Here is a 1,548-nt window from a genome sequence, read left to right on the forward strand (position 1 = left end):
CCCCGGCGCGTTGCGATTCGAACGGATGACGGCGCCGCCGGCGGCGCCGAGGGGCCGGCGGGACAGAACACGGCGTTGCGGATTGCGACACGACGCCACACAGCCGCGTTCGCGCGGCAACCGGCCGGCCACCGCACGACAGCCTGAGGGCAGCCGACAGGGCCACGCGTTGGGGCAGGCGCGGGCGCAGGAAACACCGAGAAAGGAGCACGGAAGACAGGGATTTTGGCGAAGGAGCCGGTCTTCGGCTGCAGGCCGACCGGCGCAGCGACACATAACAAAATGGGGGAACTCCATGTCGCACAGCACTGCAGCGGCCATCGTCTCGCAGGGCAACCTACGATTGACGCCGGCTGAAAACCGACTAGACAGCCCCGCGGGTCAGACGACGCTTCGGGACGATAAACCATTGTTGGGCAAGAATTTTCCGGCCGAGTGGCCGGCCGAGTACAGCGTCAGCTACCGACAAGACATCCGGCCCGTCCGGTCCCATTCCCTGTCTCAGCTCTTCGAGCGATACGGCGATCTCCTGTGGGAGGAGGGAAGCCACAAATACAACGTCCGCTTCTTCATCGGCGAGCTCGATGAGATCCTGCTCGGCGCGACCTTCAGCGCCTTCTCACAGGAGACGGTGGACGAGCTCGTCGGTGCCCTGCGCGCGCGCGGAAACAGCAACGCGACCATCAACAGGAAGATGGCCGCGCTCAGCAAGCTCCTGCGCAAGGCGTACAAGATGGGCGACATTCACAGCCTGCCGGAGTTCCGGCGCCAGAAGGAGAGGTCCGGCCGCATCCGCTTCCTCGACCGCGAGGAGGAGCGGCGGCTGTTCGCGGCGATCTGCGAGCGCTCGCTCGACGCGCACCGGCTCGCCGTCTTTCTGGTCGACACCGGCTGCCGCCTCGGCGAGGCGCTCGGGCTGACCTGGGCCGACGTTCAGGGCGGCCGCGCCAGCTTCTGGATCACCAAGTCGGCGCGCGCGCGCACCGTGCCGCTGACCGACCGGGCGCAGGCCGCCGTCGCCATCGAGCGCCAGGCGCACAAGGGCCCGTTCGCCATGCTGACGGCGGCGCGATTCCGGGCCATCTGGAACGAGGCCAAGGCGGAGATCGGGCTCGGCGACGACAAGCAGGTGGTGCCGCACGTGCTGCGCCACACCTGCGCCTCGCGCCTGGTGCAGGGCGGCATCGACATGCGCCGCGTGCAGATGTGGCTCGGCCACCAGACGCTGCAGATGACCATGCGCTACGCCCACCTGGCGACCAACGACCTCGATTCCTGCGTCAGCGTGCTGGAGCGCGACAACACGGAGGCCTGCTGCAAGGGTCGCCTGCGCAAGCCGCGGCCGGGCTGAGCGGCGGCGCTACTCCGGCGACAGCACCTCGGAACGCTTGACCTGGCCGAGCGCGAAGCTGGTCTCGATCGAAGCGACGCCGGGCAGCCGGGTCAGCTTGTCCTTCAAAAAGCGCTCATAGGCCTCCAGATCGCCGACCACGATGCGCAGCAGGTAGTCGCGCTGGCCGGTCATCAAGTAGCAGTCGACCACCTCCG

General features: G+C 68.0%; 2 protein-coding genes. One reads left to right on the top strand and one right to left on the bottom strand.

Annotated elements, in window-relative coordinates; genetic code table 11:
- Positions 1-412: 412 nt before the first annotated feature.
- On the top strand, positions 413-1,351 hold the full coding sequence (locus N1F89_RS20545) for a site-specific integrase (RefSeq protein ID WP_290086362.1): 939 nt from the start codon (positions 413-415) through the stop codon (positions 1,349-1,351).
- Between the two features lie 9 nt (positions 1,352-1,360).
- Here N1F89_RS20545 and N1F89_RS20550 read toward each other — a convergent pair.
- Positions 1,361-1,548, bottom strand: a 188-nt coding sequence (locus N1F89_RS20550; RefSeq protein ID WP_290086363.1) for an Lrp/AsnC ligand binding domain-containing protein, incomplete at its 5' end; no start/stop codon positions are given.

Source organism: Aquibium sp. A9E412 (assembly GCF_030398335.1).
Taxonomy (GTDB): domain Bacteria; phylum Pseudomonadota; class Alphaproteobacteria; order Rhizobiales; family Rhizobiaceae; genus A9E412.